The organism is Bradyrhizobium sp. USDA 3315, from assembly GCF_054056795.1.
Map to the genome: position 1 here is coordinate 6,467,018 of NZ_JBSRYP010000001.1, position 26,084 is coordinate 6,493,101.

27 protein-coding genes and 1 tRNA gene are annotated in these 26,084 nt (G+C 64.4%); 16 read left to right on the forward strand and 12 right to left on the reverse strand.

All coding sequences use genetic code 11. The features are described from left to right. Nucleotides 1–81: 81 nt before the first annotated feature. The 9 genes from ACVIYL_RS30240 (at nt 82) to ACVIYL_RS30280 (ending at nt 8,821) form a co-directional block, all read left to right on the forward strand. Nucleotides 82–1,161, forward strand: a complete 1,080-nt coding sequence (locus ACVIYL_RS30240) for an NAD(P)H-dependent flavin oxidoreductase (protein WP_253608375.1) — start codon at nt 82–84, stop codon at nt 1,159–1,161. A 361-nt stretch (nt 1,162–1,522) separates the two neighbouring features. Then, complete coding sequence (gatC, locus tag ACVIYL_RS30245; RefSeq protein ID WP_225158886.1) at nt 1,523–1,810, forward strand: Asp-tRNA(Asn)/Glu-tRNA(Gln) amidotransferase subunit GatC; 288 nt, start codon at nt 1,523–1,525, stop codon at nt 1,808–1,810. A gap of 78 nt (nt 1,811–1,888) precedes the next feature. Then, nucleotides 1,889–2,131, forward strand: a complete 243-nt coding sequence (locus ACVIYL_RS30250) for a hypothetical protein (protein ID WP_253608376.1) — start codon at nt 1,889–1,891, stop codon at nt 2,129–2,131. Further along, on the forward strand, nt 2,128–3,603 hold the full coding sequence (gene gatA / locus ACVIYL_RS30255; protein ID WP_092078124.1) for an Asp-tRNA(Asn)/Glu-tRNA(Gln) amidotransferase subunit GatA: 1,476 nt from the start codon (nt 2,128–2,130) through the stop codon (nt 3,601–3,603). Before ACVIYL_RS30250 ends, gatA begins: the two co-directional genes overlap by 4 nt. A gap of 3 nt (nt 3,604–3,606) precedes the next feature. Next, nucleotides 3,607–3,897 (forward strand): hypothetical protein, encoded by a 291-nt coding sequence (locus ACVIYL_RS30260; protein WP_225158888.1) that lies wholly within the window; start codon nt 3,607–3,609, stop codon nt 3,895–3,897. A gap of 156 nt (nt 3,898–4,053) precedes the next feature. Continuing rightward, nucleotides 4,054–5,415 carry a patatin-like phospholipase family protein gene (locus ACVIYL_RS30265; RefSeq protein ID WP_168858152.1) on the forward strand — a complete coding sequence of 454 codons (1,362 nt, stop codon included), beginning with the start codon at nt 4,054–4,056 and terminating at the stop codon, nt 5,413–5,415. A gap of 117 nt (nt 5,416–5,532) precedes the next feature. Next, nucleotides 5,533–7,020 carry an Asp-tRNA(Asn)/Glu-tRNA(Gln) amidotransferase subunit GatB gene (gene gatB, locus ACVIYL_RS30270; protein WP_076834432.1) on the forward strand — a complete coding sequence of 496 codons (1,488 nt, stop codon included), beginning with the start codon at nt 5,533–5,535 and terminating at the stop codon, nt 7,018–7,020. Between the two features lie 30 nt (nt 7,021–7,050). Further along, the gene (locus ACVIYL_RS30275) at nt 7,051–7,728 is read left to right on the forward strand and encodes a hypothetical protein (protein ID WP_229159374.1); all 678 of its coding nucleotides are present in this window, start codon (nt 7,051–7,053) and stop codon (nt 7,726–7,728) included. Nucleotides 7,729–8,554: 826 nt separating this feature from the next. After that, nucleotides 8,555–8,821 (forward strand): hypothetical protein, encoded by a 267-nt coding sequence (locus tag ACVIYL_RS30280; protein WP_021078341.1) that lies wholly within the window; start codon nt 8,555–8,557, stop codon nt 8,819–8,821. Nucleotides 8,822–8,862: 41 nt separating this feature from the next. Here the strand turns inward: ACVIYL_RS30280 and ACVIYL_RS30285 are convergent, their stop codons facing one another. From ACVIYL_RS30285 to ACVIYL_RS30300, 4 genes are all read right to left on the reverse strand, one after another. Further along, nucleotides 8,863–9,627: a sulfite exporter TauE/SafE family protein gene (locus ACVIYL_RS30285; RefSeq protein ID WP_253608377.1), complete on the reverse strand. Its 765-nt coding sequence runs from the start codon at nt 9,625–9,627 to the stop codon at nt 8,863–8,865. A gap of 72 nt (nt 9,628–9,699) precedes the next feature. Next, entirely contained in the window at nt 9,700–10,422 is a 723-nt protein-coding gene (locus ACVIYL_RS30290) for a helix-turn-helix domain-containing protein (RefSeq protein ID WP_456780434.1), read from the reverse strand. Between the two features lie 67 nt (nt 10,423–10,489). Next, complete coding sequence (locus ACVIYL_RS30295; RefSeq protein ID WP_253608379.1) at nt 10,490–11,752, reverse strand: MFS transporter; 1,263 nt, start codon at nt 11,750–11,752, stop codon at nt 10,490–10,492. Then, on the reverse strand, nt 11,749–12,255 hold the full coding sequence (locus ACVIYL_RS30300) for a PaaI family thioesterase (protein ID WP_253608380.1): 507 nt from the start codon (nt 12,253–12,255) through the stop codon (nt 11,749–11,751). The genes ACVIYL_RS30295 and ACVIYL_RS30300 overlap by 4 nt, the downstream gene beginning before the upstream one ends. 187 nt (nt 12,256–12,442) lie before the next feature. On the opposite strand from ACVIYL_RS30300, the gene gcvA reads away from it, so the two are divergent. Then, nucleotides 12,443–13,342 carry a transcriptional regulator GcvA gene (gcvA, locus tag ACVIYL_RS30305; RefSeq protein ID WP_253608381.1) on the forward strand — a complete coding sequence of 300 codons (900 nt, stop codon included), beginning with the start codon at nt 12,443–12,445 and terminating at the stop codon, nt 13,340–13,342. Nucleotides 13,343–13,558: 216 nt separating this feature from the next. Here gcvA and ACVIYL_RS30310 read toward each other — a convergent pair whose 3' ends face one another. Next, nucleotides 13,559–14,278, reverse strand: a complete 720-nt coding sequence (locus tag ACVIYL_RS30310) for an AraC family transcriptional regulator (RefSeq protein WP_456780435.1) — start codon at nt 14,276–14,278, stop codon at nt 13,559–13,561. A 165-nt stretch (nt 14,279–14,443) separates the two neighbouring features. Here ACVIYL_RS30310 and ACVIYL_RS30315 point away from each other — a divergent pair, with 165 nt between their 5' ends. Next, on the forward strand, nt 14,444–15,352 hold the full coding sequence (locus ACVIYL_RS30315; RefSeq protein WP_253608383.1) for a DMT family transporter: 909 nt from the start codon (nt 14,444–14,446) through the stop codon (nt 15,350–15,352). Between the two features lie 423 nt (nt 15,353–15,775). On the opposite strand, the gene ACVIYL_RS30320 is transcribed toward ACVIYL_RS30315, so the two are convergent. The 3 genes from ACVIYL_RS30320 to ACVIYL_RS30330 all read right to left on the reverse strand — a co-directional run bounded on the left by ACVIYL_RS30320 (nt 15,776) and on the right by ACVIYL_RS30330 (nt 17,557). Next, the gene (locus tag ACVIYL_RS30320) at nt 15,776–16,057 is read right to left on the reverse strand and encodes a hypothetical protein (protein ID WP_253608384.1); all 282 of its coding nucleotides are present in this window, start codon (nt 16,055–16,057) and stop codon (nt 15,776–15,778) included. A gap of 160 nt (nt 16,058–16,217) precedes the next feature. After that, nucleotides 16,218–16,892, reverse strand: a complete 675-nt coding sequence (locus ACVIYL_RS30325) for a hypothetical protein (RefSeq protein ID WP_253636032.1) — start codon at nt 16,890–16,892, stop codon at nt 16,218–16,220. 284 nt (nt 16,893–17,176) lie between these two features. Next, the gene (locus tag ACVIYL_RS30330; protein ID WP_253608386.1) at nt 17,177–17,557 is read right to left on the reverse strand and encodes a hypothetical protein; all 381 of its coding nucleotides are present in this window, start codon (nt 17,555–17,557) and stop codon (nt 17,177–17,179) included. Nucleotides 17,558–18,142: 585 nt separating this feature from the next. Between ACVIYL_RS30330 and ACVIYL_RS30335 the strand changes: the two genes are divergently transcribed. Then, nucleotides 18,143–18,451 (forward strand): hypothetical protein, encoded by a 309-nt coding sequence (locus tag ACVIYL_RS30335; protein ID WP_157340985.1) that lies wholly within the window; start codon nt 18,143–18,145, stop codon nt 18,449–18,451. 240 nt (nt 18,452–18,691) lie between these two features. On the opposite strand, the gene ACVIYL_RS30340 is transcribed toward ACVIYL_RS30335, so the two are convergent. Both ACVIYL_RS30340 and ACVIYL_RS30345 read right to left on the reverse strand, forming a co-directional pair. Next, nucleotides 18,692–18,785 (reverse strand) — tRNA-Ser (locus ACVIYL_RS30340). 239 nt (nt 18,786–19,024) lie between these two features. Further along, nucleotides 19,025–21,511, reverse strand: a complete 2,487-nt coding sequence (locus tag ACVIYL_RS30345; protein ID WP_375167143.1) for a lytic transglycosylase domain-containing protein — start codon at nt 21,509–21,511, stop codon at nt 19,025–19,027. 331 nt (nt 21,512–21,842) lie between these two features. Between ACVIYL_RS30345 and dapA the strand changes: the two genes are divergently transcribed. From dapA to ACVIYL_RS30365, 4 genes are read left to right on the forward strand one after another with little or no spacing between them, the layout of a single operon-like run. Then, nucleotides 21,843–22,733: a 4-hydroxy-tetrahydrodipicolinate synthase gene (gene dapA, locus ACVIYL_RS30350; RefSeq protein ID WP_456780436.1), complete on the forward strand. Its 891-nt coding sequence runs from the start codon at nt 21,843–21,845 to the stop codon at nt 22,731–22,733. A gap of 59 nt (nt 22,734–22,792) precedes the next feature. Beyond that, complete coding sequence (gene mscL / locus ACVIYL_RS30355) at nt 22,793–23,209, forward strand: large conductance mechanosensitive channel protein MscL (RefSeq protein WP_057020874.1); 417 nt, start codon at nt 22,793–22,795, stop codon at nt 23,207–23,209. A 1-nt stretch (nt 23,210) separates the two neighbouring features. After that, nucleotides 23,211–23,684, forward strand: a complete 474-nt coding sequence (smpB, locus tag ACVIYL_RS30360; protein WP_076834415.1) for an SsrA-binding protein SmpB — start codon at nt 23,211–23,213, stop codon at nt 23,682–23,684. A gap of 49 nt (nt 23,685–23,733) precedes the next feature. Then, nucleotides 23,734–24,315, forward strand: a complete 582-nt coding sequence (locus ACVIYL_RS30365) for a peroxiredoxin (RefSeq protein ID WP_456780437.1) — start codon at nt 23,734–23,736, stop codon at nt 24,313–24,315. Between the two features lie 228 nt (nt 24,316–24,543). Here the strand turns inward: ACVIYL_RS30365 and ACVIYL_RS30370 are convergent, their stop codons facing one another. Together ACVIYL_RS30370 and ACVIYL_RS30375 are read right to left on the reverse strand one after the other, a co-directional pair. Beyond that, nucleotides 24,544–25,203: a uracil-DNA glycosylase gene (locus ACVIYL_RS30370; RefSeq protein ID WP_456780438.1), complete on the reverse strand. Its 660-nt coding sequence runs from the start codon at nt 25,201–25,203 to the stop codon at nt 24,544–24,546. Further along, nucleotides 25,184–25,816 (reverse strand): LabA-like NYN domain-containing protein, encoded by a 633-nt coding sequence (locus ACVIYL_RS30375; RefSeq protein ID WP_016844002.1) that lies wholly within the window; start codon nt 25,814–25,816, stop codon nt 25,184–25,186. Before ACVIYL_RS30375 ends, ACVIYL_RS30370 begins: the two co-directional genes overlap by 20 nt. Nucleotides 25,817–26,084: the final 268 nt, after the last annotated feature.

Consider the following 26,084-nt stretch of genomic DNA (forward strand, 5'->3'; position numbering starts at 1 on the left):
TCACCCGCGCTCGCCTTGCGAGCGCACCCTCTCCCGCAAGGGGAGAGGGTAATTCCGAGCAAGCCAGGAAAGAGACACGCCATGTGGCCGGACCGTCGATTGATCGATCGTTTCAAGACCGAATTCCCGATCGTGCTGGCGCCGATGGCCGGCGTGATGGATGCGGAGCTGGTGATTGCGGTGGCGCAAGGGGGCGGGCTCGGCTCGCTGCCATGTGCGATGCTGTCGGCCGAGAAGGCGCGCGAGCAGGTCAACATCATCCGTCAACGCGTCTCTGCGCCGGTCAACCTCAACTTTTTCTGCCACAAGGCGGTCGACGCCGATCCGGCGCGCGAGGCGAACTGGCGGCGACGGCTGGCGCCCTACTATCGCGAGCATGGTCTCGATCCGAACGCGCCGATCAATGCGGCGAACCGCGCGCCGTTCGATGCGGCGTTCTGCGCCGTGATCGAGGAGCTGAAGCCGGAGGTCGTCAGCTTCCATTTCGGCCTGCCGGAGCCAAATCTGTTGCAGCGGGTGAAAGCCACCGGCGCCACCGTGATGTCGTCGGCGACGACGGTGAAGGAAGCGATCTGGCTCGAGGAGAACGGCGCCGACGTCATCATCGCGCAAGGCGCCGACGCCGGCGGCCATCGCGCCATGTTCCTGACCGACAACATCGCCGAGCAGCCCGGGACGTTCTCGCTGCTGCCGCAGTTGGTGGATGCGGTGAAGGTGCCGGTCGTCGCGGCCGGCGGCATCGCCGACGGGCGCGGGATCGCCGCGGCATTCGCCCTCGGCGCCTCCGGTGTGCAGGTCGGTTCGGCCTATCTGCGCTGCCCGGAGTCCAAGGTGACGGCGCAGGCCCGCGTCGCGCTGGCGCAGGCGAGCGACGAATCCACCGTCATCACCAATGTGATGACCGGCCGCCCGGCGCGCGGCGTTGCCAACCGTGTGATGCGCGAGGTCGGGCCGATCTCGCCGGACGCGCCGGCGTTCCCGCACGCAGCAACCGCCCTCGGACCGCTGAAGGCGGCTGCCGAAAAACAGGGGAAGGTCGATTTCACCAATCTGTGGGCCGGGCAGGCGGTGCGGATGGGCAAGGAAATGCCGGCGGCCGAGTTGACCCGCGCGCTGGCCGGCGCCGCACTGGCGCGGATGGCGGCTCTGTCTCAGGCCTGACGCGCGGCCTCGTTCAGACCAGGCAGGCCACGTAGAGGATCGCGACCCCCAGCGCCGTGCCGATCGACCAGAGGGCCGGGTCCCAGCCCTCCGGGCGGGGGCTGCCGTTGAGCATTGACATGACGCGCTCCGAACTTTTCTGTTTGGGTCGAGTAGGCGCCGTGAATGTTTCGGGACGACTTCGCGGCGGCCGCGAACTGGTTTCGTCGTGCGTTTCGCAGCCGGAATCCGTGGCAGGATGTCTTGTCGGTCGCCGGATGGGCTCCAAAGCCCCGTCGGGTGGGCAAATCCGCGCGGTTGCGGCGCAAAACCGGCCTCTGCTATACGGCAGGCTGACCTTTCAGCCCCGAGGCCCTATATAATGTCCGTAGACGCCACGACCGTCCGCCGCATCGCGCATCTGGCGCGGATCGCGGTCAGCGACGCCGAAGTTCCCCATCTCCAGGGCGAGCTGAACGCGATGCTAGCCTTTGTGGAGCAGCTGTCGGAAGTGAATGTCGACGGCGTCGAGCCGATGACCTCGGTGACGCCGATGGAGATGAAGAAGCGCGCCGACGTGGTCAATGACGGCGAGATCGCCGACGTCATCGTCCGCAACGCGCCCGACACCGTGAACGACTTCTTCCTGGTGCCGAAGGTGGTCGAGTAACCCAAGCATCGCGTTTTCGAGCGAAGTGGATACCGGTTCGCGTGAAGAAAACGCGTCAAACAAAAGCGACAAAGTCCAATGTGTCTGCTGTGCGACGATGAGAAGGCCTACAAGGCCTATATGGACTTCCTCGATGCCATGGAGCGCAAGGGGAAGGTCGCCGATCCCAACGCGGCGATGGACGCCGTGCTCGACCATCTCGAGGCGCTCGACGCCGAGCGCGCCAAGGAAAATGGCAAGGCAAATAACCTGGCGCGCCAAGACGACCCCGCCAACGACAAGACCCTGTCTCCGTTCTTCTGCAGCCCGATCAATAAATGACTGATTTGACATCGCTGACGATCGCCGAGGCTCGCGAGGGCCTGGCGAGCAAGTCTTTCACCGCCCGCGAACTGACCGATGCGCATCTCGCCGCGATCGAAGCCGCGCGTGTGCTCAATGCCTATGTGCTCGAAACGCCCGACCGCGCCCGCGAGATGGCCAAGGCCGCCGACGCGAAAATTGCAAAAGGCGAGGGCGGACCGCTCGCCGGCATCCCGCTCGGCATCAAGGACCTGTTCGCGACCCGCGACATCAGGACCACGGCGTGCTCGAATATCCTCGGCAATTTCATTCCGCCCTACGAGTCGACGGTGACCTCGCAGCTGTGGCGCGACGGCGCGGTGCTGCTCGGCAAACTCAACAATGACGAATTCGCGATGGGCTCGTCGAACGAGACCTCGTGCTTCGGCCCGGTCACCAACCCGTGGCGGCGCGAGGGCTCCAACACCACGCTGGTGCCGGGCGGCTCGTCCGGCGGCTCGGCTTCGGCGGTGGCGGCTGCTCTCTGCATGGGCGCGACCGCGACCGACACCGGCGGCTCGATCCGCCAGCCCGCCGCGTTCACCGCAACCGTCGGCATCAAGCCGACCTATGGCCGCTGCTCGCGCTGGGGCATCGTCGCGTTTGCATCCTCGCTCGACCAGGCCGGCCCGATCGCGCGCTCGACGCGCGATGCCGCGATCCTGATGCGCTCGATGGCGGGGCACGATCCCAAGGACACCACGTCGGTCGACATCGCCGTGCCGGACTACGAGGCCGCGATCGGCAAGTCCGTGAAGGGCATGAAGATCGGCATCCCCAGGGAATATCGGCTCGACGGCATGCCGGCCGAGATCGAAAAGCTCTGGAGCGAGGGCGCGCAGTGGCTGAAGGCCGCCGGCGCCGAGCTCGTCGAGGTGTCGCTGCCGCACACCAAATACGCGCTGCCGGCCTATTACATCGTGGCGCCGGCGGAGGCCTCGTCGAACCTCGCGCGCTACGACGGCGTGCGCTATGGGCTGCGCGAACCGGGCAGGAACATCATCGAGATGTACGAGAACACCCGCGCCGATGGTTTTGGCGACGAGGTGCGCCGCCGCGTGCTGATCGGCACCTATGTGCTGTCGGCCGGTTACTACGATGCCTATTATCTGCGTGCGCAAAAGGTCCGGACGCTGATCAAGAAGGACTTCGAGGACTGCTTCGCCAAGGGTGTCAACGCGATCCTGACGCCGGCGACGCCGTCGGCGGCGTTCGGCATCGGCGAGAAGGGCGGCGCCGATCCGGTCGAGATGTATCTCAACGACATCTTCACGGTGACCGTGAACATGGCGGGCCTGCCGGGCATCGCCGTGCCCGCCGGCAAGGACTCGCAAGGCCTGCCGCTCGGCCTGCAACTGATCGGCCGTCCGTTCGATGAGGAGACGCTGTTCTCGCTCGGCGAGGTGATCGAGCAGGCGGCCGGCCGGTTCACGGCGCCCAGATGGTGGTGAGCGATGGCGGATTTCCGCGCCAGTCTCGCTGACACCGCGCCCGATGCGGCGCTGTCGCCACCGCTCGCCGCGTTGTGGTGGGCGAAGAAGGGCGATTGGGACCAGGCGCACCGCATCGTGCAGGACGAGGGCGACGCCAATTCGGCCTGGGTGCATGCCCATCTGCATCGCGTCGAGGGCGATCTCGGCAATGCCGGCTACTGGTATCGCCAGGCCGGCCAGCCGGTCGCAAAGGACACGCTCGAGGCCGAGTGGGAGCGGATCGTAGCCGCGCTGCTGGCGCAGCGCGGCTAAAGGACGCCGGTGCGGAGGCACCGCGAGCATTAACCCTGTTTCGGCCGCCATGCCGCCGCCCAGATTGGCCGTGATAGGCTAGTGGAACCGGGCGGGGGCCAGCTGCAAGAGAGAGTATTCGTGCGTGGGTCGGGCATAGGGGGATGGCTGTCAGCAATGCTGGTGGCCGTGGTGGCGGCGGGCCTTGCCGGCTGCGCCTCCGTCTACAATCTGCCCGGCAATGTGCCGCTCGGCGCCGCGCTCGCCGACAACAGCAGCGCCCGCGACATTCCGGCCTACGAAGATGATCTGCTGCTCGCGCTGTCGTTCTCCGGCGGCGGCACCCGCGCGGCGGCGTTTTCCTTCGGCGTGCTGGAGGAGCTTGACCACACGCGTTCGAGCGCGGCGGGCACCAAGACGCTGCTCGACCGCGTCGACTTCGTCTCCGGCGTTTCCGGCGGATCGGTCACCGCCGCCTATTTCGGATTGAAGCGCCGCGCGGCGCTCGACGATTTCCGCCAGCGCTTCCTGCTGCGCAATGCCGAGGAGGGACTGAAGACCCGGATCTCGCTCGGCAATATCGGGCGCGCGCTCGGCGGCGGCGTCAACGACAGCCAGTTCACCGACTGGCTCGATCAGAATTTGTTCGACGGCGCGCGGTTCGACGCATTGGCCGACGATCGCCGGCCGCGGGTCTGGATCAACGCGTCAGATATCTACAACCGCACGCCGTTCGTGTTCGGCAAGACGTCGTTCGACGCCTTGTGCAGCGACATCAGATCGTATCGTGTCGCCGAAGCGGTGGCGGCATCCGCCGCGGTGCCGCTGGCGTTCGCCCCGATCGTACTGCAAACCTATCCCGGCGGTTGCGCCGCGCCACTGCCGGCCTGGCTCGAGCGGGTGCGCAACGATCCGAACGCACAGCCGTTGCTGCGCGCCTATGCCGAGGCCCAGGCACATTACCGCGACGGCTCGATGCGCTACGTCAAGCTGCTCGATGGCGGCCTCGTCGACAATTACGGCCTGTCGGGGCTGAGCATCGGCTTGCTCGCCGCTCAGCGTCCCTACGAGCCGCTGAACGAACGGCAGGCGGCCAAGCTGAAGCGCATCCTGTTCCTGGTGGTCGACGCCGGCCGCGGCATCTCCGGCGACTTCGTGCAGACGCTCGAAGGGCCGAGTGGCGTCGAACTGGTGTCCGCGGCCGCCGACACCGCGATCGATGCCAGCGTGCGCTCCAGCTACGCCGCCTTCACGGCGCTCGCCGAGGACTGGTCCGGCAAGCTGAAGCGCTGGCGCTGCGGGCTGTCGGCGGCGGAGCGCAGCCGGCTCGGCGTCGGCGCCGGCTGGAAATGCGGTGACGTCGCGATCTATGTCGAACGGCTCGGCTTCGACCGGCTCGGACCGGACCGCGCCGGCATCCTGAACGCCATCCCGACGCGGTTGTCGCTGCCGCCGGAGCAGGTCGACCAGCTGATCGCGGGCGGCGCCGACGCGCTACGCTCGAGCAAGGCCTATCAGCAGTTCCGGCGCGGGCTCTGATCCCGCCTCAGGCGACGGCGGCGGGCTGCAAGTGGACCGCAAGGCGGCTTGACTGGCGCGATTGGTTGCGCGAAGCCCAATCCATCCCAGATATCCTTTATCCGGAAACCGAGATCCATGACCGCATCTGCCGCCCCGCACAAACTGATCAAGAGCGCCACCGGCGATTGGGAGGTCGTGATCGGCATGGAGATTCATGCCCAGGTCACCTCGAACGCGAAGCTGTTCTCCGGCGCATCGACCGCGTTCGGCGGCGATCCCAATTCCCATGTCTCGCTGGTCGATGCCGCGATGCCGGGCATGTTGCCCGTGATCAATGAGGAGTGTGTCCGCCAGGCCGTGCGCACCGGTCTCGGGCTGAATGCGCAGATCAACCTGCGCTCGGTGTTCGACCGCAAGAACTATTTCTATCCGGACTCGCCGCAGGGCTACCAGATCAGCCAGTACAAGTCGCCGATCGTGGGCGAGGGCGAGGTGTCGCTCGAGCTCGACGGCGGCCGCAGCGTCACGATCGGGATCGAGCGGCTGCATCTGGAGCAGGACGCCGGCAAGTTGCTGCACGATCAGTCGCCGACGATGTCCTATGTCGACCTCAACCGTTGCGGCGTTGCGCTGATGGAGATCGTCTCCAAGCCCGACATCCGCGACGCCGAGCAGGCCAAGGCCTACGTCACCAAGCTGCGCTCGATCCTGCGCTACCTCGGCACCTGCGACGGCGACATGGAGAAGGGCAATCTGCGCGCCGACGTCAACGTCTCGGTGCGCCGTTACGGCGAGACCGCGTTCGGCACCCGCTGCGAAATCAAGAACATGAACTCGGTCAACTTCATCGGCCAGGCGATCGAGTACGAGGCGCGGCGTCAGATCGAGATCATCGAGGACGGCGGCTCGATCGACCAGGAAACCCGGCTGTTCGACCCGAACAAGGGCGAGACCCGCTCGATGCGCTCCAAGGAAGAGGCGCACGACTACCGGTACTTCCCCGATCCCGATCTGTTGCCGCTCGAGTTCAGCCAGGCCTTCGTCGACGATCTCAAGGCGCAGCTGCCGGAACTGCCGGACGAGAAGAAGTCCCGTTTTATTACGGGCTTCGGCCTGTCGCCCTATGATGCGAGCGTGCTGGTCGCCGAGCGCGAGAGCGCGGAGTTCTACGAGACGGTGCTGTCAGGTCTTGCCGACAAGGCGCGCGACGGCAAGCTCGCCGCCAACTGGGTGATCAACGAACTGTTCGGTCGTCTCAACAAGGAAGGCGTCGAGATCGCAGCCTCGCCGGTGTCGGCGGAGCAGCTCGCCGCGATCGTCGACCTGATCGGCGAGGGAACGATTTCCGGCAAGATCGCCAAGGACTTGTTCGAGATCGTCTGGCAGGAAGGCGGCGATCCGCGCGCGCTCGTCGAGGCGCGCGGCATGAAGCAGGTCACCGACCTCGGCGCGATCGAGAAGGTGGTCGACGACATCATCGCGGCCAATCCCGACAAGGTCGAGCAAGCGAAGGCGAAGCCGCAACTGGTCGGCTGGTTCGTCGGTCAGGTGATGAAGTCGTCGGGCGGCAAGGCGAACCCGCAGGCGGTCAACGACCTCTTGAAGTCGAAGCTCGGCATCTGAACAACAGGACAATGATGTTGTCCTTGGCGCATGATCCAGCCGGATCATGCTCCCTTGCATGCTCCTTTGCCGTCACCTTCGGTGTCGTCGCGCGCGCGTGAACGCGGCGTGATCCTGCCTCACACCCTCCGTTCGTGGCGCGCCGGCGCCACCGGCGCCGAATCGCAGAAGCCGCGATTCGTTCGCAAATCCGGTTCGGATGACCTCAAACGAGGCAAAACCCGTCTTACCCACGAAATTTTTTTCGTTGCCAAAAATTACGACTCGGCGTCGGCGTCGCGCCGCTTTTTGTCGTTGCTCGCGACTCAGCGCAATGACGGTCGCGTGTCGATCGCTTCAATGCGAATTCAAGAAAGGCCTGCAATACAAGCGTTTCCTGCAACGTTGACAAATGCCGATGTCGGCGGCTGTTGCACTTCTTGCATCGTCGCGCGATTGCATCGTCGATTTGAACGGCGACGCGCGCTGTGCGCGTTGCCACCGCTGCGTCAACACTTCCTTAAGCGGGACACTGTTTTTTTCGGTCTGTTGGTGTATTCGGGAAGTAGTGCATATCGATTCCCGAGTGCACGCAGCGAAGTAGAGCCATCTCACATACTGGAGGGCAACATGGCTAAGAAGGCAAAGAAGGCGAAGAAGGCGAAGAAGGCGAAGAGCGCAGTGAAGAAGACTGCGAAGAAGACCCGCAAGGTCGCCAAGAAGAAGTAAGCCTCTCGCCTCGAGAGGATTGCCGGCGGCTTGACGCCGGCACGTCGCGAGAGCCAGCGGACGGACTGCTGAGAGGCACATCCCACCCCCAAGGCTCTGGCTGACGAAAGAGGGTGTCGGCGAGACATCAGGTCAAACGGCTGGATCGAATTTCGGAGAGGGCAACCTTCCCAAAACCGGTCCGGCAGAAGAAACAGAGATTTCTTCGTTCGGTGCGGAGCCCGCTTGGTTCCGCAATTTCACCGGCGAGAATGCCGAGCTGAAATCTGGTCCTGACGTGTTCGCCGACCCCCTCGTTCCGGCGGCCCGCGCAGTCCGCGCCCGGCAGCCACTTTCCCCATCCATCCCCGTTCCGGATCGACGCTGGGCCTGACGGCCTCGCGTTGCTTTTGTCTGCGCACCCGACCGCACGCCGCTCCGCGGCTCGTCCATGGTCGCGCCGCCCCTCCGTCAATTTCGAAACTGATTGCCTGGTGGGACCCGCCGGCGCCGCGGCCAATGTCCGCCATGGTTATCGTTGTCCCAAACACCAGGGTAAACCGGCGTTCACGAATGCAAGGAAGTGCCTGCGGCACAGGCACTTCTGCGATTCCTCGATGCGCCCTCGGCGACGCCGATTTACATCCCGTTCATCGCGATACTTAAACCGCTCTTCAAATTTGATGGGCCATGATCATCCCAACAAGCCGGCAAACGGCACGCGGTGATCCCAAGGATCGGCGCGGGGCATGATCAAGAGATCAGCCCGGGAATGACAGGGTAGTTTTAACAGTGGACGGGGGCCGCGCTCGGGGGAGGGCGGCCAACAACAAAAAGGGGAATGAGAATGTTTCAGGGGGTCATCGATCAGGAAAGCGCTGTCCCGGTTGCCGCAACGGCGATCCAGGACGTGCTGTTCGAACGCGGCATGTATTGGGCGAGCGGTCGCTCCGGCGTGGTCAACCTCGTCGCGGCGCACAAATGGTTCAACCTGGCGGCGCTCAAGGGACGTACTGACGCGATCGCGCACCGCCGCGAAGTCGCCGAGCAGATGTCCGATGTCGAGATCGCGGCCGCCCAGCGTGAAGCCCGCGCCTGGATGACGACGCACTAAGCCAACCGATGTCGATGGGAGCCTCGGCTCCCTCGCTCCACCTAGAACCAGTATCGCGCCGCGTAGACCACCGTCATCACCGCTCCGGCCACGATGACGAACTGCCGGACGATGTGGCCGGGAAGGATCCGGATCAGGAAACCGCCGGCATAGCCGCCGATCATGGCGTCGAGCAGCATCGCCAGGGTCTCCTGCCACCGCGCCGCGCCCTGCAAGATAAAGATCAATGTGGCAACGAGCGACACGCAGGTCGCGAGCAGGTTCTTCAACGCCTTGATCGCCCTGATGTCGTTGGGCTCGGTGATCGACAGCACCGCGGTCAGGATGACGCCGAGACCGGCGCCGAAGAAGCCTCCATAGATGCACGACAATCCCAGGATAGCACCGCTCGCGCCGGTCGAGGGCAGCGCTGCGGCCTTCTCGCGCCCGACGGTCCATCCCTGGATCTGCGGCGCGAAGCCGAACAACAGCGTTGCAAATGCGATCAAGGCCGGCACCGGCAGCAGGAACAGCCGCTCGGGAAGCTGCAACAACCCGCCGGCGCCGACCGCGCCGCCCACCGTGGCGATCACGACGAAGCTGATCGTGCGCCGCGTCGGCGGCGGCAGCTTGCCGCGATCGGCGAGCGCGGCGATCAAATGGCCCGGCAAGATCGCCACCGCATTCGACGCGTTGGCGATGACGGCCGGCAGGCCCGCCGCGAGCATCGCCGGAAAGGTGATGAGCGTCGCGCCGCCCGCCAGTGCATTGATGATGCCGCCGGCGACCCCGGCCGCCAGCAGCAGAAGACTTGTCTGGGTATTCATCCTTCACCCTCTTTAGGGTGAGCAGGCTAGCGGGCGGCGCGCCAATCGGTCTGGAACGTCTGTGACGTCACTTCAGCCGCGCCAGTAGACGCCCGGCGTCGTGCCAAAGGTGCGGCGGAACAGCCGGGTGAGGTGGCTCTGGTCGGAAAAGCCCGCATCGGCCGCGACTGCCGCAATCGGCGCGCCGGCGCGCAGCAATTGCCGGGCAAGATTGAGGCGGGCCAGCAGGCGGAAGGTATGCGGCGGGATGCCGAGCTCGCGGCTGACCATGCGGCTGAACCCTTCGCGGCTTCGCCCGAAGCCGGCGGCAATCGCGCCGATCGGCGCGACGCTCTCGGTCAGCGCGATGTCGAGCTTCGTCCTGTCGGTGTACCCGGCGGGGTAGGACGGCGCGCACGACAGGATGTCGTCGGCGATCTCGCTGACGTGCTCAGGCGAGATCTCGTCGACGTTCCGCCAACGCTGCCCGAAACGGATGATCCGCACCGACGAGCAGACGCGGCCGGCTGGAACGTAGGCGTTCAGGCAGACCGTTTCCTCGTCCGACATCGTCATCGGCGCATGCAGCATGCCCGCCGGAATGAGCGCGGCATGGCCGGCAGGCACGGTGACGGTCGCGCCGCCGATGCGAAAGGCGCGCGACCCCGACAGCACCAGCACGATCTGGCTCTCGTCATGGAAGTGCGGCTTGAGGCCAAGCGAGCCGGCGCCGCGCCACGATGCCAGCTCGACGATGTCTTCCCTGTCGGCTCGCTGATAAGTCCAGGCATTGGTCATGACGAAGCGAGTGATCACAGAGGCTCGAAACGATGGGGCGGTGATCTCCGAGCGTAGCACGGGGGTCACCGCCCGTCATGGGACGTCACCGCTGCGCAACCGAGGCGATCGGCGAGGCCGTTCGCATGGTCGCCATTGCGATGAGGGCGGCGACGAGATTGGCGGCTGCACTGATCGCCACCGGAATGAAGTAGCTGTGGCTGATGTCGTAGGCGAAGCCGGCGGCGCTCGGGCCCAGCAGCGTGCCAACCGCGACGCTGGTGTAGAGGATGCCGATGATGCCGCCGACATTGCGGCCGCCGAAATGGTCGGTGACGACAGCGGGCAGGATCGCGACCCAGCCGCCATAGAACAGGCCGAACAGCAGCGCGAAGGCCGTGAGCGACCAGAAGGTGCCGGCGATCGCCCAGATCGCCAGCGAGACGGCCATGCCGAGATACATCGCGACCAGGAATACATCGCGGCCGACGCGGTCGGCGATGCCGCCGAGGAAGAACCGGCCGGCCGTGCTGCCGACCCCGATCATCCCGAGCAACAGTACGGCCAGCGTCGGCGCCACCTGATGATCGATTGCAAACGGCACGAGGTGCACGAAGGGCACGAACACGCCGAACGCGCTGATCAGGCAGGCGGCATAGAGCCCGGCGAAGCGCGCGCTCCGTACCGCAGCGCGGATCGCAACACCCTGGCGGAGCGGCGCGCCCGAAACCGTCTCGAGCGGATCGCCGTCCGGTCCGGTGCCGTAGCGGCGCGGATCGTCCGCGATCAGCAGCGATGCACCGATCCCGGCGACGGCGGCGACAACGCCCAGCACGACATAGGCATCGCGCCAGCCGAGGCTCGTGATCAGCCAGGTCGCAAGCGGCGGCATCACCAGTGTGCCGACCCCGATCCCGCTGACCGCGAGGCCCGACGCAAAACCGCGCCGCCTGACGAACCAGCGCTGCACGGCGCCCAAGGTCGGCACGTAGGCGCAGCCGACGCCGGCGCCGATCCCAATGCTGTAGGCGGCATAGACCTGGAGGATGGTCTGCGCCTGTCCCGCCAGCACCATGCCGAGACCGACCAGCGCCATTCCGAGGCCAGCGAGCCTGCGTGCGCCCCAGCGATCGGCAAGCGGACCGGAGATCATCCCCAGGCCGAAATACAGGAAGCCAGCGAAGGAGAACACCAGCGACACCGAGCCGCGCGAGGCGCCGAACTCCCGCTGCAGGGACTCGACGAAGGACGAGAATGTGTAGGCGCTGCCGAAGCCGATCAATGTGACGACGAAGGCTGCTGCGACGACGTACCAGCCGTAGAACGGTCTGGCTCGTTGATAACCGGCGTGCATGACGGCATTCCTCATGATCGTTCTCCCTGTGCCGCATGACCACCGGCCTTGCTCGGCGGGTAGAGCAGCATCTGCGTGCAGCGAAACAGCGCGATGGTCTTGCCTGTCGCCTCGCTGCGGATCTCGGCGTCCCACACCTGGGTGGTGCGCCCGGCGTGAACGAGGCGCGCCTCACAGCTCACGCCGCCTTCGCGCGCGGCGCCGATGAAGTTGGTTTTCAACTCTCCGGTGGCGAAGCCGATGGCGCCATCCGGCAACGACGCGAGGCAGCCGAATCCGCATGCGGTATCGGCCAATGCGACGATGCTTGCGCCGTGCAGCAGCCCGTGCGGCGAGAAGTGTTTTGCGGCAATCTCGAAGCGGCCGCGGATGTGGCCGCATCCGGCTTCGAGCCATTGAAAATCCAGCTGGCCGGGCAGGCTGCCGGCTTGCGACGCGTTGATGCGCTCGACGAGCGGGCCGGTCCGGCCGCCTGCAGCGATCTCGCGGAGGGTGAGCCTGCTTGCGACCTCAGTCATGGCTTGGCTCCATCAAGAAAACGGAGCCGTCGGGAGCGGCAAAGAAGGTTAGAAAATCTAAGTTCCATGATTCGACTTTTCCCTGCATTGACGCGGCTTTCAGCATCGGATTAAGCTGATAAGGCGCCCGGAACGCCGAGTTGGCAAACCAGATTTGCTGGGCAATTCAGATTAGAAAATCTAAATCATGGAAAGCCGGCTTCCACCCCTGAACGCGCTCAAGGCGTTTGAATCCGCTGCTCGCCATCTCTCGGTGAAGCTCGCGGCCGAGGAGCTGTGCGTGACGCCGGGCGCGGTCAGCCAGATGCTCAAGACGCTCGAAGCCGATCTCGGCGTGAAGCTGTTCGAGCGGGTTCCGCGCGGCATCTATCTCACCGACGCCGGCCGCGACTATCTGCCGTCGATCCGCAACGCCTTTCGCCAGATCGCGGATGCCTCGCGCCGCGTCGCGGCATCGGTCGATGTCGGTACGCTCACGGTGAGCGTCACGCCGTTCTTTGCGTCGGCCTGGCTGGTGCCCCGCATGGCCTCGTTTCAGGGTGCGCATCCCGAGATCGATCTGCAGATCGTCACCAGCAACACAGTGGTCGATTTCTCGCGCAGCGGCGTTGACGTCGCGGTGCGCCACGGCCTTGGCCGCTATCCGGGGCTGCGCAGCGACCGCGTCGTCACCGTGGAGATGGTGGCGGTGGCATCGCCGTCGCTGGTTGAGCGACTTGGCCGGCCGGCATCTCCGGGCGAACTCGCGGGCTGGCCGCAGGTGCATGACGCCGATCGCAAGGGGTGGAGCCTGTGGTTTCAGGCCAACGGCATCGCGGAGGTTCGCACGCTGCGCGGACCGTCGTTCGATGACAGCGGCCTCCTGCTGAAGGCCGTGCTGACGGGGCAGGGCGCGGGCCTGCTGCCGGCCGCGATGGTCGCAAATGAGATCGCGAGCGGCGAACTGGTCCAGCTGCTCGAGACCGCGCATCTGGAGGAGTTCGCCTACCATCTCGTCTGTCCCGACAACCGGCAGTCGCTTCCGAAGATCGCGGCGTTCAGGGAATGGATCCTGGGACCGGAGGCTCAGTCGGCGGCGGAGCACTAAAGCGCGACGAGATTATGTCAGGCCGAGCAACGGACTCTGCTTCACCTCGCCCCGTGTGCGGGGAGAGGCCGGATCGCATGGAGCGAAGCGCAATGTGATCCGGGTGAGGGGGAAATCTCCGCGAGTCTAACTCGAAGTTGTTTTGCGGATGCAGCCTCTCACCCCAACCCTCTCCCCGTAAGAACGGGGAGAGGGAGCACAGCGGCAGTGGACGGCTTACCGATAGAACGCGTTGGGCGGCATGCCAAAATGCTTGCGGAACATCGCGGTGAAGGCGCTCTGGCTGGCATAGCCGGCATCGTGTGCGACATCGACCACCCGGGCGCCGCGCGCGAGGCGTTCGAGCGCGAACAGCAGGCGGGCCTGCTGACGCCATTCGCCGAACGTCATGCCGGTTTCCCTGGCGAACAGACGATGGATGGTCTTCGACGTCAGCTTCAGCCGGCGCGCCCAGTGCTCCGCCGTGGAGCCATCGTCCGGGTGGGCCACCAGCGCGGCGCAGATCCGCGCGAGCCTTTCGTCGCGCGGCATCGGCAGGTGCAGCGGCAGCACATCGACTTCGCGCAGTTGGTCGAGCAGCACGCGCATCAGGCGCTCATCGGAGGTCGAGGGCGCATAGTCCAGCGGGACGCGCATCGCGGCGACGAACAATTCGCGCAGCAGCGGCGAGACCGCGAACACGCAGCTGGCCTGCGGCAGATTGGGAGCCGCGTCGGCGTCCACAAACACGGTGCGGATCTTGACCGCGCCGCACATCCGGACCTCGTGCGCGAGATCGGCCACCAGCCACACCGCCCGGTTGGGCGGCACCACCCAGGTGCCTTCAGCGCAGCGCACGACCATCACGCCCTCGATCGCGTAGAGCAGCTGGCCGCGCGGATGCGCGTGCAGGCCGGTCGACGCGCCGCTCGGATAGTCGATCTCCATCGCCGCCATCGGCCGCGCCGTGGCGTGATAGTCGAGGTGGCGTGTGATCAGCTCGTCCAACACGTCTTCATCTCGTATGTCCCAATCTCGCTAGGTGAGGTCATTCTAGCGTGAGACGGACGTCGGCGCGACAGGTAGTTGCTGGTGTGTCCTTCACCAACGCGCTGCCGGGTCATGTTCAAGCAGAAAGTCGCACTTCTCTATCCCTTCGTTGCCATCGTGCTGTGGGCAGGCAACGTCATCGTTTCTCGCCTCTCGGCGCACACGATCGGTCCGCAGGCGATCACCTTCTATCGCCTGCTGGTCGCGGTGCTGCTGATGTCTCCGTTCGTGGCGCGCGGCGCCTGGCGCAATCGGCATGCGATCTGGCCGCATCTTGGTCCGCTCGCGATCCTCGGCTTTCTTGCGATGTGTCTGTTCCAGAGCCTGTCGTATCTGGCGGCCGAGACCACCACCGCGACCAACATGGCGGTGTTCACCGCGCTGACGCCGCTCTTGACGGTCGCCCTCAGTGCCGCGCTGCTCGGCGAACCGCCGACGCTTGGCATGATCTGCGGCGCGCCGCTGTCGTTTGCGGGCCTCGTCTATCTCGTCAGCGGCGGCCACTTGTCGTCGTTATTGCAGAACGGCGTGCATGCGGGCGACGCGCTGATGCTGCTGGCCGCGATTGTCTATGCGCTGTACGGCGTGCTGCTGAAACGCTGGAATCTCCCGATCACTGGATGGCAATCCACCTACATGCAGGCGCTGTGCGCGCTGGCCGTGATGTTTCCCGCGTTCCTCGCGACGCCGGCGCCGCTGCGTCAGGTCAACGCCGAGACTTTGCCGCTGATCGTCTATGCCGGCGCGCTCGCCTCGGTCGTGCTGCCGTTCCTCTGGATCCGCGGCGTCGCGCAGCTCGGCCCGAACCGCTGCGCGATCTTCATGAATCTCTTGCCGGTGCTGACGGCCGCGGCCGCGATCGTGATGCTCGGCGAGCCGGTCAGGCCGTTCCACGTCATCGGCGGCGGCCTCGCGCTGCTCGGTGTCGCCTGCGCGCAAGCCTTGCCGCGGCCGCTAAAGATCACGATCGGTGCGCGATAACGAAGTGACGGATCGCCGATCTCGCTGTTTTGATCGCATGTGAGAAGCCAGGGCAGAATACAGCGCTACGCTCGGCGATCACCTGTTCGGTGAAACGGAGTGATCGTGATGCGTGTTGCCTTGCGTGTTTGCTTGCCTGTTGCCTTAGCCCTGACGTTGCCCCTTGTGGTCCTGTGGAGTGCGGATGCTGACGCCGCAAAGGCGCATCATCGTCGCGGGCGACAGCACCTCATCATCCGTCCAAGTGAACAGGTCGTGTCTCCGGACCGGTACGTATATCCGGGCTTTGGCCCGATCCCGCCCGGCGAGAACCGAAACCTCGATCCATCCACCCGCGGCAGCGGCTGACGTCGTCGCCGCCGCACTGATGCTTCATCGCATCGATCGCTCTGCCCGCGTGCAAGGAGCTGGTCAAAGACCGAGCTATGCTGCGTCGGTCACCATCTTGTGCTGAGATCTCTCGGCGACGCGCTTTTCGAGCGTGGCAATCGTTCCCTTGAGATTGGCGTGCCGCTCATTGAGCGACCTTGCCAAAATCGGATACCTCGCGTCCGATCGGTCATAAATTCCCACGCGCGCTTCTTCGGTCGCGATGTCGGCTTCGATCTGCCGGCAGGCCAGGATGAGATCGGACAGCATTTTGCAGACCGTCGACTCGCGTCCGCCACGTCCGCCAGCTGTCTCAAAACGATGATGCATGTTCATTTGCGTGCTCCGAATGTCTGAGTTCGGCACACCGAGAACAGCTGGCGCCGAACTACTGGATACATCGCAAGTTCCCTGCCAGTTGGGGGTCCGTAAGAATACTGTCGGGGCGGTGCGGCGCGGCGTGTGTCGCCGGGTGGCGACAGTCTGATGGCTCGGACTATTCTTGCCGCCACGCAGGAACACAAGCACCTAGCGTGACGTGCTTGTAGTCTCGCGCGGCGACCTGGTCTCCTGCCTGTTCGGCAAACCTGACCGCTGCTTCCATGTCTTGAGCGGCGGACGCGCTGTCGCAGAATTGGCTGCGAATTTCAGCCCGGTATCGATATGCCCTGTAGTTCATCGGGTTGTACTGAAGCGCAAGGTTGTAGCTGCTTTGCTCCTCAGTGGCGCCTCGGCGTGCTTCATCCGACTGACTGCCGAAATTGGCTTGGCGATTGAGCGCCTGGAGTGTCCCGAGCTCCGTGTAACGCAGAGACATCGCACCGAGACTGGCAGGAAGTGCGTCACCCGACGAAGAAGGTTGCCTCGCCGAGGTACGTTCAATTTCGATCTTCTTGTACTTGATGGCGTTGCCGTAGTCCCGCAAGCCTTGGAAGGTGCTCGATATTTCGCCGGTGATCGACGCAAGATAAGCGGTCGAGAGGCGTCGATCGCTCAGCAGGTTGAGACACGCCCGTATCTTTGCCTGCGCAGGCAAGACGTCGCGGCATTCCTTGTCAACCACACGCCACTCGTCCCGCGAATGCAGCGTCGGCGGCGTCTGCGCAGCAGGCAGAACGAGAACCAGCGCGAAACAGATCGCTGACCTGAGACCGCGACTTGGGCCATCCATCTATTTCTTCGCCTTCAGCTCGAGCTCGACCGGCCGGCGGATTCTTCGTGCGGGCGCCTTGATCATTTGATGCCAAATAATCAAGCCGAGGGAAAGCTGACGCGGTTCATGGATGGACCTAAAAGTGGGGCCGTTCGTGACTGGGAAAGACCGAACGGCCCCAGCCGGCCCGTAGTGCCAAAATGGAAGAAATAGGCCGGCGCTCCAGTTACGGAGCCGCCGGACAAATGGTTTCACCAGTGCCAATTGACGTCGCTACCGTACGTCCCCAATGCGGCTGCTTACTATGAACGGGCAGGGTCGGCTTGACGGCAGGTCGTCAGGACAAACGCTGCCTTGCTACATTGCCACTCGCTGCCAAGCGCAGCGCTCGAGACCGGCCGCGGGGCAACAGCGATCGCCAGCACAACAACCATGCAAGCCAGCGAAGTTGCGACCACGAGCCTGCCTGCCTTGGATGAGAAGCGCTGCCGTAACCAGGGACCCAAATCGGCGGATCGGCGAAGCTGGGCGTTACGCAGAACCTGGTCGGTATCCTGGAAGTGGATGCCACTGTCTTGCTGCATGGCTTTACCCCGGAAATGTTCAGGTGAAATAAACAATGCGGGGATGGTGGGCGCGGTTTGTTGCGTGCTCGCTTCGCGGAGCCGGGAATGATGTTTCATTCACGCGGAGGTGACAACCGGTCCAGGCCAGGGGCCGATGCCGGCATTCCTCCAGGACGACCCTCTTAGGACCGCCGCTCAAGAGTGAGTAAAGGGCTGCTTTTTCTGCGGCTTATGGACAATACCGGGCGAACAAGAGATCTGGAAAATACTTTCGAAGTCACAGTCAGCGGGTCGCACGCCAACACCGTTTTGGATGTGGGCGATTGCCTCGGCGGTCCCCCATTTCGGATGGAGCAACGGCGAAGGCGCCATCGAATGAGCGGCGCTCGCCGTGTTGGTCGCTGGCCTGCTCGATAGGCCGCTTCCGGATCGTCTGCCCGGCTGGGCAACCGACTGGATCTGATCGAATCCCCAAAAAGTACGCCGCCGGTCTCAAAAATACACGCCCGGCGGCGTTTCCTTCCTGAACTGGGACACTGAAATCCCCAGCACGGTCCAGAGTGCAGGCACTATGCCATCGCGGTTCGCGCCGGGGCAGCTAAGTACCCATGTCGCGTCGCTGGATTGCTTGACCTAGATCAAACCCCACGACCGAAAAACAGCCTCGCATGCGCTCCTCCTGTAATTTCAATGGAGGGTAGCATGGCAGTAGTCGTGCAGTACGTGGTCAAGCCGAATCCAGGCGGTGACCTCGCAGGAATACTCGAATTGGCAAAGGAGAGTGCCGGGCTTTGGCGCAAGCATGGTGGCAAACCAAGGTTCTGGTCTGTCGCCGTCGGTGAAGCCGGCAATTTCGTTTTCTCAGTAAATTTTGAGACGTTTTCGGCTTATGGCGCGGCGGTTGACAAGCTGAACGCCGATCCAGCTTTCCAGACCTGGCAAGCGAAGAGATTGAAAGCGGGCTTGACCACCCTTGTGCGCGCGAACATGGCAATCGAGATTGAACTTTAAGGGAGCGCCGTTCAGCACGCCAAAAGTACGCCGCCGGGCTCGAAATGGCATTGTCCCGGCGGCGCTTCTTTATCCAGCCTTGGTCATATTTGCAGTAACGGTCGAACTGATCGCCGTCTCAAGTTTCGGAAAATCGGCGCGATTCTGAGAGATGAATTTGACCATGCTCTCGCACGAGGTTGTCACCCATGTCTTAGGTACGACCTGTTACCCATGTCTCCGGGCTGGACAATAGTTGGCTGGCGGAGACGGAGGGATTCGAACCCTCGATAGGCCTTTACAAGCCTATAACGGTTTAGCAAACCGCCGCCTTCAGCCACTCGGCCACGTCTCCAATGGCGCCGATATGCCCGAGAGGGCGCTGAGCCGCAAGCGGCAGATTCAGATTGCGCCAAGGTGATTTGAGGGCAGCTCGGCCGCCGGCCGTCCCCAAGCCTTTATAAACCGCGCCGATCGGCTCGTATCAGAGCGCGCGGTTGCTTAAAATGCAAGATATAACAATAGATTAGCTGGATCTTTGGTCGAGGCTGGAAGCTGCGGTCGCCCAGCCTGTCGAAAACCGGTTGCGCCGGCTCATTCCACGCTGGCGCCGCGTCGCAAATCGGCCTCGATCTGCAATTTGGTGCCGCCGCCGAACCGGGCGCGATAGACCTGCAGGTTTTCCATGATCCGCTGGACGTAGTTCCGCGTCTCCGAGAACGGAATCAGCTCGACCCAGTCGACCGCGTCGACCTTGGGATCGCGCGGATCGCCATAGCGCTCGATCCACTTCCGCACGCTGCCGCGGCCGGCATTGTAGGCGGCGAAGGTCAGGATGTAGGAGCCGCGATAGTCCTCGAGCAGGCCGCCGAGCTCGGCGGCGCCGAGCATCGCGTTGTAGACCGGATCGGTCTTCATCCGGTTGAGGTCGAAGCCGATGCCGGCGCGCTTGCAGACGTAACGTCCGGCGTCCGGCGTCACCTGCATCAGGCCGTAGGCCTGGGCCGGTGACACCACCGCAGGATTGAACGCGCTCTCCTGGCGCGCGATCGCGTAGACGACGCTCTGCTCGACCTCCGGCCCGACCTGGCGGAACGAGGGGATGCCGTTGACCGGATAGGCGTAGTGGTCGAACGGCAGTCCGCGGTTGAGCGCGGCCTTGCCCATCAGCAGCATGCCGCGGGCATCGCCATGGCGCGCGGTGAGCTCGCCGAGGCCGGCGAGGGCCTCCGGATCGCCATTGTCGCCCATGTCGCCGAAGATCGGGATCGCAAGCTCGCGCGCGTCGATTTCGTAGAGCAGCGCCACCGCGCGCACGATCTCCAGCCGCTCGGCGCCGCGGCCGCGCGGCGCGCTGTTCAGCTCGATCTGCGGCAGGCCGAGCTTGGCGCGCGCGAGCTGGCCGTAATAACTGGTGGACTGCTCGGCAGCGCGTCCGTAGGCGGCGCGCGCCTCCTGGCCGCGGCCGGCGGCCTCGGCGGCGCGGCCCTGCCAATAGCCGGCACGCGCCAGCGCGGTCGGATTAGCGCTGCCGACGCCGATCCGCGCGAAATGCTGGGCGGCGAGGGCGGGATCGTTGAGGAAGCGCAGCGCGATCCAGCCCGAGGTGAATTCCTGCTCGGTCTTGTAGATGTCGCGGGCCGGTAGCGCCGCGTCGCGCGCGATCAGATAGGCAGTGCGAAACTCGTTGGTGTCGATCATCTTGCGCGCCAGCAGCCGGCGCTCGATCCACCATTCGTCGACATTGTAGAGGCGGGAGGCTTCCTTCGGCGCGCTCAGCATCAGCCGCGCGGCCTCGGCGAATTTCTCCTCGCGGCGGAGCAACTGAATCCTGGCGAACAAGTAGCCGGCGTCGCCGGAGAGTTCGCTCGGCACGGCTTCCAGCAGCGCGCGCAGGTTCGAACCCTTGCGGGTAGCGGCGATGCGTGCCTTCGCGAGCGCCACGTAGCCGGAGCCAAGGCGCTTGGCTTCGCGCATGCCGGCGGCCTCGTTGTCGGTGCCGTACAGCATGGTGTCCATGCGTGCCTTGTGGTCGCCGGCAGTCAGGAAGGAGCCGAACAGCTCGAGCGCGGTGTTTTCGGTATCTTCGCTCATTCCGTCGTTGCGCCAGGCCTCGCGGACCAGGCGCTCGGCATTGCCGCGGTCGCCGCGTCCGATCATCACCTTGGCGAGCGCGAGCCGGCCCTTGGCCGAGACCGGCGATTCATTCTGGAACCAGGCCCAGACCGCGGAGTCGTCGCGGTGGTCGTCCCACAGCGAAGCCTCGATGCGGCGACGGAGGAAGGTCTGCGACGGCCAGCTCGGATTGGCATCGAGGAAGGCGCGGTAGCGCTCGACCGAGGCGCCGTTGTCCTCGCTGCGCAGGATCAGCCATTCGGCAAGCTTGCGCGCGACCGGATCTGAGATCGAGGCCTCGGCCTCGGTGGCGTCCGCCGGCTTGCGCTTGCGCAGCAGCTCGACGACGCTTGCAAGCGCTTCCTTGTCCGAGTGCGACGTCGAGGATGTCGCGGCCACGGCCGCAGGCAGCACCGGCTTGCGCGCGATCGGCGCGGCATGCTGGCGGGTTGCCGGAACCAGTGCGGGCGCGGGCACTGACCTGTTCGATACAGTTCCCGTTGCAACCGGAGAGGCGGGCTTGGACGTGGTGGTCTTGGCCGCGGTGGTCTTGGACGTGGTACCCTTGGATTCCGTGGGCTTCGGAGCCGTTGGCTTGTGAGCTTCGGTCTTCGCAGGAGCGGCGTTGGCTCCGACTGTCTTGACCGCGCCGGACTTGGGAGACGTTGTCTTGTGAGCCTCGGTCTTGTGAGTGTCAGCCTTGGCCGCGTCGGACTTGGCCGCGTCAGTCTTGGCTGCGCCGGGTTTGGTTGCCGCTGGCTTTGAAGCCGCCGCCTTCGGCGCAGTAGACTTTGGCGCGGTCTTGGAAGGGGCAGGCTTGGAAGCCGCGTCTTGGGCAGCCGGCTTCGCGGTTGGAGCATCCTCGGCGGCCCAGGCATCTGCCGTGATGGCGGCAAGGCCAACAACGAGCGCCAGGCTCGTCGCCAGCGCCGTCGACCGCAATGTGCCTGAACGAACGGAACGGATCACAGAAGTCCTCTGCGGCCCCGAATCATCTGGTCGTTTGGGCCATGGGTTCTTATTTGATTGAAAACGTACACAAAATACTAAGAAGCCTGCCGGTGCGGCTGTTTGCGCCAGCACAACGGCAAAATCGCGGCTGGAAACGATTTCGCGCGCCGCAGATTACCGCTGGGAATAGGTACGGTACGGCCCTTTCGCCTGTCCGCCAGACCCGATATGAATTGCCTTTCATGGCGTTTCGCAACAACCGGGTGCCGGTCGCACGGACGTGAAGCGCGCCAACAACAAAGGTCCGTCGACCTAGCCCTTAGCCTGAAGCGTTTGGAGGAAGTCCATGGCAGCCAAGACAAAATTCCGGGGATCATTCACTGCCTTGGTGACGCCCTTCAAAAACGGCTCGGTGGACGAAGCCGCCTTCCGCGGCCTTGTGAACTGGCAGATCGCCGAGGGCACCCACGGCCTAGTGCCGGTCGGCACCACCGGCGAGAGCCCGACGCTGAGCCATGACGAGCACAAGCGGGTGGTCGAGTGGTGCATCGAGGAGGCCAAGGGCCGGGTGCCCGTGATCGCCGGCGCCGGCTCGAATTCGACCAAGGAGGCGATCGAGCTCGCCGAGCACGCCGAGAAGGCCGGCGCCACCGCGGTGCTGGTCGTGACGCCGTACTACAACAAGCCGACCCAGGAAGGCTTGTATCAGCACTTCAAGGCGATCAACGATGCGATCGGCATTCCGATCATCATCTACAACATCCCGCCGCGCTCGGTGATCGACATGTCGGTCGACACCATGAAGCGGCTGTTCGAGCTGAAGAACATCGCCGGCGTCAAGGACGCCACCGCGAGCATGGTGCGGGTCTCGCAGCAGCGCGCGGCGATGGGCGAGGATTTCAACCAGCTCTCCGGCGAGGACGCCACCATCATCGGCTACATGGCCCATGGCGGCCATGGCTGCATCTCCGTGACCTCGAACGTCGCGCCGCGGCTGTGCTCGGAGTTCCAGACCGCCTGGCAGAAGGGCGACGTCACCACGGCACTGAAGATCCATGACAAGCTGATGCCGTTGCACACCAACCTGTTCATCGAGAGCAATCCGGCGCCGGTGAAGTACGCGATGTCCCTGCTCGGCAAGCTCGACGAGAAGCTGCGCCTGCCGATGGTGCCGGTCACCGAAGCGACCCGCCAGGCGGTCCGCAGCGCCATGGTCCATGCCGGCCTGATCAACTGAGCCGGACCGCGACCGCCGTGAACAGTGCCGTGCGCAACGTCGAGCAGAAGGGGATGGGCATGCTGAAGGAATTCCGCGAATTCGCCATGAAGGGCAATGTCGTCGACCTCGCCGTCGCCGTCATCATCGGTGCAGCCTTCGGCGCGATCGTCACCTCGCTGGTCGGCGACATCATCATGCCGATCATCGGCGCGATTACGGGCGGACTCGACTTCTCCAACTATTTCACCGGGCTTTCCAAGGCCGTGAACGCGACCAACCTCGCCGACGCCAAGAAGCAGGGCGCGGTGCTGGCCTGGGGCAGCTTCCTGACGCTGACGCTCAATTTCCTGATCGTCGCCTTCGTGCTGTTCATGGTCGTCCGCTTCATGAATCAGTTCAAACGCAAGGATGAGGCCAAGCCCGCCGAACCGCCGAAGCCGTCCGACGAAGTCGTGCTACTGACGGAAATCCGCGACCTCCTCAAGAAGAGCTAAAGTGGCCGAGAAGAACGAACGCCCGATCAAGGTTGTTGCCGAAAACCGAAAGGCCCGCTTCAACTACGCAATCGAGGACACGATCGAGGCCGGCATTTCGCTGACCGGCACCGAGGTGAAATCAATCCGCAACGGCAAGAGCACGATCGCGGAATCCTATGCGGATTCCAAGAACGGCGAGATCTGGCTGATCAACGCCAATATTCCTGAATATCTGCAGGCCAACCGCTTCAACCACGAGCCAAAGCGGCCGCGGAAGCTGCTGCTGCATCGCAAGCAGATCAACAAGCTGCTCGGAGCGGTCGACCGCGAGGGCATGACGCTCATTCCGCTGAAGCTGTATTTCAACGAGCGCGGCCGTGCCAAACTGCTGCTTGCGGTCGCCAAGGGCAAGAAGCTGCACGACAAGCGCGAGACCGAGAAGAAGCGCGACTGGAGCCGCGAGAAGGGCCGCCTGATGCGGGCGCGGGGATAGCACGGTGCGGAACGGCGTCATTGCGATGACGGCGGATGGAGAGGGTCCGATGAGCCAAAGCAGCCTCACTGACGTCGACTGGAGCAAGATCCCGGCGCCGACGGATGACGGCGGCGCGGCGCACCTCGTCGGCATGACGATCCCGCCGGTCAGGCTGCGCGCCACCGACGACACCGCGGTGGCGCTGTCGGCGCTCAAGGGCCGCACCGTGGTGTTCGCCTATCCGCGAACCGGCGAGCCCGGCAAGATCGGGCTGGTCGACGATTGGGACATGATCCCGGGCGCCCGCGGCTGCACGCCGCAGACCTGCGCGTTCCGCGACCTGTTCGCCGAGCTGAAGGCGGCCGGCGCTGCCCAGGTGTTCGGGCTGTCGACGCAAAGCAACGCGTACCAGACCGAGATGGCCTCGCGCCTGCATCTGCCGTTTCCGGTGCTGTCCGACGAAGCGCTGGAACTGACGCACACGCTGAAGTTGCCGACGATGTCGGTGGCGGGGCTGATCCTGATCAAGCGGCTCGCCCTTGTGATCGACGATGCGCGCATCAGCCACGTGTTCTATCCGGTGTTCCCGCCCGACCGGAACGCCGGAGACGTGCTGGAATGGCTGAAGGCCAAGCCGCGGACGGACTAGAGCAATATGAAGTCATGGGGTCGTTGCAGGGGGCGCTGCCAAAATATCGAGAACAACCCCATGCAAAGTAGCCGGCGGCGGCCGGCGTTCACCCAGGCACGTTCACCCAGGCAACTTGACACGTCGGGCAATTCAGGGGTATTTTCTATTATTCCGAAGTCGCGCGAGCGTCCTGTAGCATTTGCATGCTTTGGATAGCGGTTCGCAAAGCGGATACCGGAAGGGGCGCTAGCCGAGCTCCTTGCGCACGGTCGCGAACACCTTGCGGAACATATCGGTCGTCAACACGCCGGTGTTCGTGTTGTAGCGCGAGCAGTGGTAGCTGTCGTAGAGCTTGAATTTGCCCGCACTATGCACGGCACCGTGCACAAAGGGTGCGGCCGCCAAGCGAACATCCAGTGCCTTGAGAGTCGATTCGTGGGCGATTCGTCCAAGCAGCACGATCGCGCGCAGCTTCGGCATCGCGGCGATGGTGGCGCGGAGGAATTGCCGGCAGGTGTTGATCTCGGCCGGCAGCGGCTTGTTCTGCGGCGGCACGCAGCGCACCGCATTGCTGATCCGGGCGTCGACCAGCTTCAGCCCGTCGTCCGGCCGCGCCTGATAGACGCCGCTGGCAAAACCATATTCGAGCAGGGTCGCGTAGAGCAGATCACCGGCGTAGTCGCCGGTGAAGGGGCGGCCGGTGCGGTTGGCGCCCTGCATGCCCGGCGCAAGGCCCACGATCAACAACCGCGCATTCGGATCGCCGAACGATTCCACCGGCGAGTTGAACCAGTCCGGATGCAGTGCGCGCGCCTGCGCGCGGAAGTCGGCCAGCCTGACACAAAGCTGACAGTTGCTGTCGGGGCGCGTAGCAGCAGCGACGAGGTTACTCGTCGAAATCGTCATCGGCTCCCCGTGGGGCCATGGTGGTCGCGCGCTGCAGGAATTGCGGGGAGTGGTGGCGCGGTTCGCGCGGGGCCGGGCGTTCGGACGGATCACGGCCAAGCTTGGATTGCAACTCGACGAGGTCGGTGAAGACGTCGGCCTGGCGGCGCAGCTCGTCGGCGATCATCGGCGGCTGGCTGGCGATGGTGGAGATGACGGTGACGCGAACGCCGCGGCGCTGCACGGCCTCCACCAGCGAACGGAAGTCGCCATCGCCGGAAAACAGAATCATCTGATCGATATGCTCGGCGAGTTCCATGGCATCGACGGCGAGCTCGATGTCCATGTTGCCCTTCACCTTGCGGCGGCCGCTGGCGTCGATGAATTCCTTGGTCGCCTTGGTGACGACGGTGTAGCCGTTGTAATCGAGCCAGTCGATCAACGGGCGGATCGACGAATACTCCTGATCCTCGATGATCGCCGTGTAGTAGAACGCACGGAGCAGGGTGCCGCGACTCTGGAACTCCTTGAGGAGGCGCTTGTAGTCGATGTCGAAGCCCAGCGTCTTTGCGGTGGCGTAAAGATTCGCTCCGTCGATGAAGAGCGCGATCTTGTTGGAAACAGGTGACGACATCAAAGTGTTCTCGCGTGGTTGTTAGTGTTCTTAGCGCGGCGGTGATCAACCGCGCGCAATTTCCGGCGTTGCTGCCTAAAGTTCTGTGAATCTTTCCCCACGACAGTCACCACCGCAATTATGGTGAGGCGAGGGCAAAAGCCTAGACCCTTGACATTGCAATGAAGAGATTTACTCGCCTGGAACAGCAACCTGGCCATGTCGTCAGACGCTCCGGCCCTTCTGGCCCCCGTCAGACCGGGTTATCAGAGCCTGTTCGGAAGGCAAA